The organism is Prevotella sp. TCVGH, assembly GCF_023522295.1.
GTDB classification, from domain to species: Bacteria; Bacteroidota; Bacteroidia; order Bacteroidales; family Bacteroidaceae; genus Prevotella; species Prevotella timonensis.
On the sequence record NZ_QFFX01000002.1, the window covers coordinates 107482 to 115109 of the forward strand.

The following is a 7628-nucleotide window of genomic DNA, read 5'->3' on the forward strand; positions in this document are numbered from 1 at the left end:
GCATGGGAGACTTATAAATGCTGAATTTTCTTTACAAAGTGCCTCTCATAACTCGCGTGTAAACAACCAACGTCAAAGTTGCTCGCAAATACGCGAATTATGAGAATGTTTCATAACCTCTTGTTGTTTAAGATGTTACGCTCAAGCCATTTCGTTTCATCCCTATTTTCATCCTTTTTTGGCGATTGAAGCATTGAGATAAGCTCGCAATTTGCATGCTTTAATGCTGCTATAGTATGTAGATAATGCCTCTAATACATGTTTCTAAGACCGTAAAATCAATGTTCTGGCATGAAAAGACGTTTATTTTCTTAAAATCAGCCCATTTTTGTATACCGTTTGCCTATTGATTTTTTCTATTTTGAAGATTTTAGATGGTCGTTTTTTGGTAAAATGATAGGACAAAAACGACGGATGTTTTTAACCAGAAAGATAAGGATTAAAGCAAAAAAGAGCTATCGGCAACTAAACGTGGCACACATTTTGCACCATTATTTAACTGGAACTCAACCACACATATTATAAATAGTAGAAATGCAAAGTCCTAATCTCAATAAAAAGTAGTAACTTTGCAAGCTGATAACGAAAAGAGAATATATGAGCAAGAAAAATAACGCATCTATCCAAATGATTGCTGATTACGAAGGTGACATCTCTAACTTATTCAACGTGAATGTGGAAGGAGAAGTGCCCGTATTGGCAACACGCAACATGGTGATGTTTCCTGGGGTGCTTTGTCCCATACTCATTGGACGCGACAATAGCTTGAGGCTAATAGAAACAGTAAAGAAAAGTCCCAATACTACATTTGCTATCTTCTGTCAAAAAAACTCAGAGACAGAGGAGCCACAACAAGGAGACTTATATGATTATGGCGTATATGCTCGCTTGGTACGCGTGCTGGAAATACCCGGACATGGGCAAAATGTGACAGCCATTGTTCAATCGTTGGGTCGTTGCAAACTCGACAAGATAACGAAGAAGACACCTTACCTTCAGGGACTTACCCATTTGGAGGCAGAAATACTGCCTAAGGAAGGCGATTCGGAGTATCATGCAGCCGCAGAAGATTTGCGCAAACAAACCATTGAATACATCAAAGAGAATGACGACATTGCAGATGAAGCGCAATTTGCATTAAGTAATCTGCAAAATGACGTACTGACTATTAACTACATCTGCACCAACATGCCCTTCTCTATTGAAGACAAGATGAAGATGCTGATGGTCAACTCTATGATTGAGCGTATCTTGGTGTCGCTGAAAGTTCTGAACAAAGAAATGCAACTGCTTGAATTGCAGAAGGACATTCGTACCAAAACACGTGAAGACCTTGACGAACAACAACGCGAATACTTCCTACAACAGCAAATTAAGAATATTCGAGAGGAGTTAGGCAATGCAGACGGCTCCCCAGAACGACGTGAATTGGAAGAAAAAGCCAAGAAGAAACATTGGAATGAGGATATTGAGGCGACGTTTGAAAAAGAGCTTGATAAGCTCGACTTGCTCAATCCACAAAGTCCAGAATATAGCGTACAGCTTTCTTATCTTCAGACTTTGGTTAGCTTACCTTGGGGAGAGTTTACCAAAGACAACCTTGATTTGCGCCGTGCTGCTCGCACCTTAGACCGTGATCACTATGGCATGGAGAAAGTGAAAGAGCGCATCTTAGAATATATGGCGGTATTACAGTTGCGTGGCAATCTAAAGTCACCCATCCTTTGTCTATACGGACCTCCCGGTGTGGGTAAGACAAGTTTGGGCAAGAGCATTGCTTCTGCCATGAAACGCAAATATGTGCGCATTTCATTAGGAGGTGTACACGACGAATCAGAGATACGCGGACACCGCCGAACCTATATTGGTGCCATGCCTGGACGAATCATCAAGAGCTTACAGAAGGCAGGCTCTTCCAATCCTGTCTTTATCCTTGACGAGATTGATAAAGTGACTCAAAACACCATTAACGGTGACCCCTCGTCGGCACTCCTTGAGGTATTGGACCCTGAACAGAACAATGCGTTCCACGACAACTATTTGGATGTGGACTATGATTTATCTCATGTGATGTTTATTGCCACAGCCAACGACCTGAATACCATTCCACGCCCCTTGCTCGACCGTATGGAAATTATTCAAGTCAGTGGTTATATCACGGAAGAAAAGATAGAAATAGCCAAGCGACATCTCATTCCTCGTGAATTGAAAAATACGGGATTAGACACGCATAGCCCAAAAGTGAAGTTCAACAAAGCTTCCTTAGAAAAAATAATTGAGCAATATACTCGCGAAAGTGGTGTACGCCAGTTAGAGAAGCAAATTAACAAAGCATTGCGCAAAATGGCTTATAACAAAGCGATGGAGGGGAATTTAGACTACACGGACATCACAGCCGAAAAGATAGAGGGACTTTTGGGCAAGCCTCCTTTCTACCGCGACATCTACCAAGGCAACGACTATGCGGGAGTAGTAACTGGATTGGCTTGGACCAGTGTGGGTGGTGAGATTCTCTTTATAGAAACTTCTATGAGCAAAGGAAAGCCTGGCAAGCTAACGCTTACAGGTAATTTAGGCGATGTGATGAAAGAATCAGCAGTGATAGCTCTCGAATACGTCAAAGCTCATGTAGACGCCTTAGGCATTGACTACCGTGTCTTTGACCAGTGGAACATTCATATCCATGTGCCTGAAGGCGCAACTCCAAAAGACGGTCCATCGGCTGGAATCACGATTGCTACGTCTATTGCTTCGGCTCTCACTCAACGCAAGGTGCGCAAGAATACAGCCATGACAGGCGAAATTACCCTCCGTGGCAAGGTTTTACCTGTAGGAGGAATTAAAGAAAAGATACTCGCAGCAAAACGAGCTGGCATTACAGACATTGTGATGTGCAAGGAAAACAAAAAGGATATTGACGAGATTCCCGAAAAATACTTGAAAGGCGTTGATTTCCATTATGTGGAGAACGTGCAACAAGTGTGGGACTTTGCACTGACAGACGAACGGGTTGACCATCCTATAGATTTGACAGTCGAAGACGAGTCGAAGCGGCCGAGCAAGCAAATAGAAGAGATACTTGCATAAAGCGTATCAACATGACATTTGAACTCCAACATACAGACCCTAATTCGTCTGCTCGCACAGGACTGATTACTACGGCTCACGGGCAAATCAAAACACCGATTTTCATGCCTGTGGGTACGGTGGGAACGGTGAAAGCTGTGCATTTCAGTGAACTAAAGCAACAAGTCAAGGCGCAGATTATCTTGGGAAATACGTATCATCTGTACCTTCGACCAGGTTTAGAGATTCTAAAAGCGGCTGGTGGACTACATCAATTTAATGGTTGGGATCGTCCTATTCTGACAGACTCTGGCGGGTTTCAAGTGTTTTCACTCACGGGTATTCGCAAATTAACCGAAGAGGGATGCGAGTTTAGGTCACATATTGATGGCTCAAAACATTTTTTCACCCCTGAGAATGTCATGGATACCGAGCGTATCATTGGCGCAGATATCATGATGGCTCTCGATGAATGTCCTCCCGGTGATTGCGACTACCAGTACGCAAAGCAAAGTCTGGGTATGACGCATCGCTGGCTGGATCGTTGTATCAAACGCTTTAAGGAGACCGAACCCTTATATGGATATGACCAATGTCTATTTCCTATCGTGCAAGGAGCTGCCTATAAAGACCTTCGTCAAGAGTCAGCAAAATATATTGCAGATAAAGGTGCAGACGGAAATGCCATTGGTGGATTAGCCGTTGGCGAACCCACAGAGGTGATGTATGAAATGATTGAAGTGGTGAACGACATTCTTCCTAAAGACAAGCCACGCTATCTTATGGGCGTGGGAACACCACAAAACATTTTAGAGGGCATCGAACGAGGCGTGGATATGTTCGACTGTGTGATGCCAACGCGCAATGGTCGTAACGCAATGCTCTTTACCTACGAGGGTACAATGAACATGAAGAACAAGAAATGGGAAAATGATTTCACTCCCATTGATTCTTCAGGATGCGACATTGACATGGTATGTACAAAAGCATACCTGCATCATTTGTTTAAAGCTAAAGAGTATTTGGCACTGCAAATAGCCTCAATACACAATTTGGCTTTTTACCTCAGACTGGTAACCGATGCACGTCAGCACATTGAACAGGGCGACTTTATCAGTTGGAAACGAAGTATCATCGAACAATTGGGACGAAGAATATAAACGGATGAAAAGTTTCAAATCAAGAAGAAAACACCGCAGATTATTAAAAGTCGGTAGAAAAATGCATCGACTTACTGCTCCCATAGGGTCATTGTTTCAATGGCTCGCTCACAAACTCCGTTTCTTAAAGATTTTGAATCCAAAGAAATATATCAAGCGGATAGACTGGTATATCATAAAAAAGTTCGTTGGTACTTACATTTTCTCTATTGCTTTGATTATCGCTATTGCGATAGTCTTTGACTTTAATGAGAACTTGTCCAAGTTCACAGAATACAAAGCTCCCGTGAGAGCAATCATCTTTGACTATTATGCCAACTTTATCCCATATTTCTCAAACCTGTTTAGCCCACTATTTGTATTCATTGCCGTTATCTTTTTCACTTCCAAATTGGCTGGCAATTCGGAGATTATAGCCATGCTGGCAACAGGTATCTCCTTTAAGCGTTTGATGCGACCCTACATGATATCATGCATACTCATTGCGTCGGTATCCTTTTTCCTCAGTGCGTATGTCATTCCACATGGCACAGTAGTGCGACAAAATTTTGATAATCTATACAAGAATAACAAAAAACGGTCGGCTGCGGATAATGTCCAACTGCAAGTTGACAAAGGAACGATAGCTTATATTCAGCATTATGACAATAAAACGAAACGGGGATACGGCTTCTCGTTAGATAAATTTAAGGATAAAAAGCTGGTAAGTCATCTCACCGCCATGGAAATTCAATACGACACGATTGCCGATGCCAAGTATCATTGGACCGTGACAGGTTGGAAGATAAGAGAGCTGAAGGGACTACGAGAGCATATTACCAGCGGAGCAGAACGAGACACTGTCATCATGATGGAGCCTATGGACTTGGTATATTCTAAAGGACAACAAGAGACGTTTACCAGTCCAGAACTGCGCGAGTACATTAGTAAACAGGTAAATCGTGGCTCAGGCAATGTGGTGCAATACCAAGTAGAATATCATAAGCGTATTGCCTCCTCCTTTGCCTCCTTCATACTGACGATTATTGGGTTGTCATTGTCAGCTCGCAAGCGAAAAGGAGGCATGGGATTGTATTTGGGTTTGGGACTTGCATTGAGCTTCTTGTATATTCTGTTACAAACCATCTCGGCTACCTTTGCCATCAATGCAGATGCTCCACCAATGCTGGCAGCTTGGGTACCCAACCTTCTCTTTAGCGTTGTGGCTTACTTTTGCTATAGAAAGGCGCCGAATTAATGCCAACTATGATTGGACGTCATTACTCTTTGGCATATGAAGGAAATAAAAGAAAAATAGAAAAATAATCCATATTTCGTCAACACTCCATAGAATGCGAGATACGAAAGATGAATAGTAAATTGAAAGTATGAAATTTGAAGAATTACCATTAAATAATAATGTATTAGACGCTTTGTACGATATGCACTTTGATACCTGCACACCAGTGCAAGAAAAGTGTATTCCAGAAATCTTAAAAGGAAGAGATGTCTTAGGCGTAGCACAGACAGGAACGGGAAAGACAGCCGCCTATTTATTACCCATATTGAGTAAAATAGACAGTAACAACTATCCAGACAATGCCATTAATTGTCTTATTATGTCGCCCACTCGTGAGCTGGCGCAGCAAATAGACCAAGCCATGCAAGGCTTTGGCTATTATCTTCAAGGCGTGAGCAGCGTGGCTGTGTACGGTGGAAATGACGGAAACCGATATGACCAAGAAGTTAAAAGCTTACGATTGGGGGCTGATGTGGTGATTGCTACTCCAGGACGTCTGATTAGTCATATCAACATGGGTAACATAGACATGAGCAAAATTAGCTTTTTCGTGTTGGATGAAGCCGACCGTATGCTCGACATGGGCTTTGCTGACGACATCATGAGCATTGCGAAAGGATTGCCCAAAACTTGCCAAACTATTATGTTTTCTGCAACAATGCCTGACAAGATTAACGATTTGGCACGAACCTTACTGAAAAATCCAATTGAGATTAAGTTGGCAGTCAGCAAACCTGCAGAGAAAATCAAGCAGTGTGCATACATTTGTTACGAGGCACAGAAGCTGAAAATCATTGAAGACATCTTTAAGAAAGGTGATCTGAAACGTGTCATAGTCTTCTGCGGTTCGAAACTAAAAGTGAAACAGGTAGCGGCAGCCCTGCATCGCATGAATGTAAACTGCAGTGAGATGCACTCTGATTTGGAACAGGCACAGCGTGATGAAGTGATGCTTAACTTTAAGAGTGGGCAATTGGACGTACTCGTAGCAACCGACATTGTGGCAAGGGGTATTGACATTGATGATATATCTATGGTTATCAATTATGACGTACCCAACGATGCAGAAGACTATGTTCACCGCATAGGACGTACCGCACGTGCCGATAGAGACGGACAAGCCATAACCTTGGTTGCACAAGACGACACTTATCTCTTTGAACAGATTGAAAAGTTCTTAGGAAAAGAGGTGGAAAAGACTCAACTTCCAGAAGGTATTGGCGAAGCACCCGAATACACTTCGGGAAGAAGACCGCAACGGCGTGGAACAAAGGCTAAATCTATCCGACGCAAAGATAGAAATCAGACCGCACATAAACATAAGCCTCGCCGTCAAAACGACCAACAAAAGGAGACTTCACGGACAGTAGATGCATCAAAGAACAATAATGTGTCGAAGGATTCTGAACAGCGTGAAAAACAAACAAGTCGTAAAGGTCGCAGAAAGAATGTACAGCCACAGCGCAACAATCAGGTTACAAAACAGAAATCAGAGAATGAGCGCACGGACGAAAAGAGTACTGAGCAGCAGCCAAAGAAACAAAACAAACAACGCACGCAAAACAGGAATGAAAATAGGAATAATAAGCCACGCTCGCAACAAGACAACAAACAACCAAATGTAGAGGGACGCAATAAGAAAGCAACCCAGCCCAATAACGAACGCCAGGCTAAGAAACAACGTACCAACAAAAAGCAAAACAAACGACAAAAGCAAGAGGTTACGTATCAAGGTACGAGAAAATTTGAAGCACCAAAGAAACAACAAAAGACAGAATCAGGATTCACTTCAATCATTAAAAAGCCATTACGCTGGCTTAAATCCTTGAGTAAGAAATAAAAATGAGAGCACCATGGGTGCTCTTTTTTTATGGCTTTCACGAATCGCTGAATAATGGGTCAGTCGTAAAACCCAGTTGCATCCCTCCTCTCATGCACATAATTTCATAAGTATTTGTTATCTTTGCATCATGAAGACCGAGCAATTGTTGCGTTGTATCTTTCCAGAGATACTCGCAGATTATTTTGATGTGATAGATATCCAAGTATTGCTGTCCGGTAAAACTTTATTAAACAAAATAATTTAGGGCTGACACTTCTCACGAGGTGTCAGCCCTTTTGGT

The 7628-nt window shown here is 42.3% G+C and carries 4 protein-coding genes; all 4 read left to right on the forward strand.

Translation table 11 applies throughout. The annotated features are described in order from the left end of the window. Window positions 1-597: 597 nt before the first annotated feature. The 4 genes from lon to DEM91_RS00950 all read left to right on the forward strand — a co-directional run bounded on the left by lon (window position 598) and on the right by DEM91_RS00950 (window position 7345). Window positions 598-3087 (forward strand): endopeptidase La, encoded by a 2490-nt coding sequence (lon, locus tag DEM91_RS00935; protein ID WP_249857512.1) that lies wholly within the window; start codon window positions 598-600, stop codon window positions 3085-3087. Window positions 3088-3098: 11 nt separating this feature from the next. Further along, a complete protein-coding gene (tgt, locus tag DEM91_RS00940; RefSeq protein WP_249857514.1) occupies window positions 3099-4226 on the forward strand; it encodes a tRNA guanosine(34) transglycosylase Tgt in 1128 nt (375 codons plus the stop codon). A 61-nt stretch (window positions 4227-4287) separates the two neighbouring features. Then, window positions 4288-5463: an LptF/LptG family permease gene (locus DEM91_RS00945; RefSeq protein ID WP_249857516.1), complete on the forward strand. Its 1176-nt coding sequence runs from the start codon at window positions 4288-4290 to the stop codon at window positions 5461-5463. A gap of 130 nt (window positions 5464-5593) precedes the next feature. After that, entirely contained in the window at window positions 5594-7345 is a 1752-nt protein-coding gene (locus DEM91_RS00950) for a DEAD/DEAH box helicase (RefSeq protein WP_249857518.1), read from the forward strand. The last annotated feature ends 283 nt before the right edge of the window (window positions 7346-7628 follow it).

Coding starts and splice junctions, on each gene's coding strand:
- lon (WP_249857512.1), top strand. CDS start 598: ATGAGCAAGAAAAATAACGCATCTATCCAAATGATTGCTGATTACGAA.
- DEM91_RS00950 (WP_249857518.1), top strand. CDS start 5,594: ATGAAATTTGAAGAATTACCATTAAATAATAATGTATTAGACGCTTTG.
- DEM91_RS00945 (WP_249857516.1), top strand. CDS start 4,288: ATGCATCGACTTACTGCTCCCATAGGGTCATTGTTTCAATGGCTCGCT.
- tgt (WP_249857514.1), top strand. CDS start 3,099: ATGACATTTGAACTCCAACATACAGACCCTAATTCGTCTGCTCGCACA.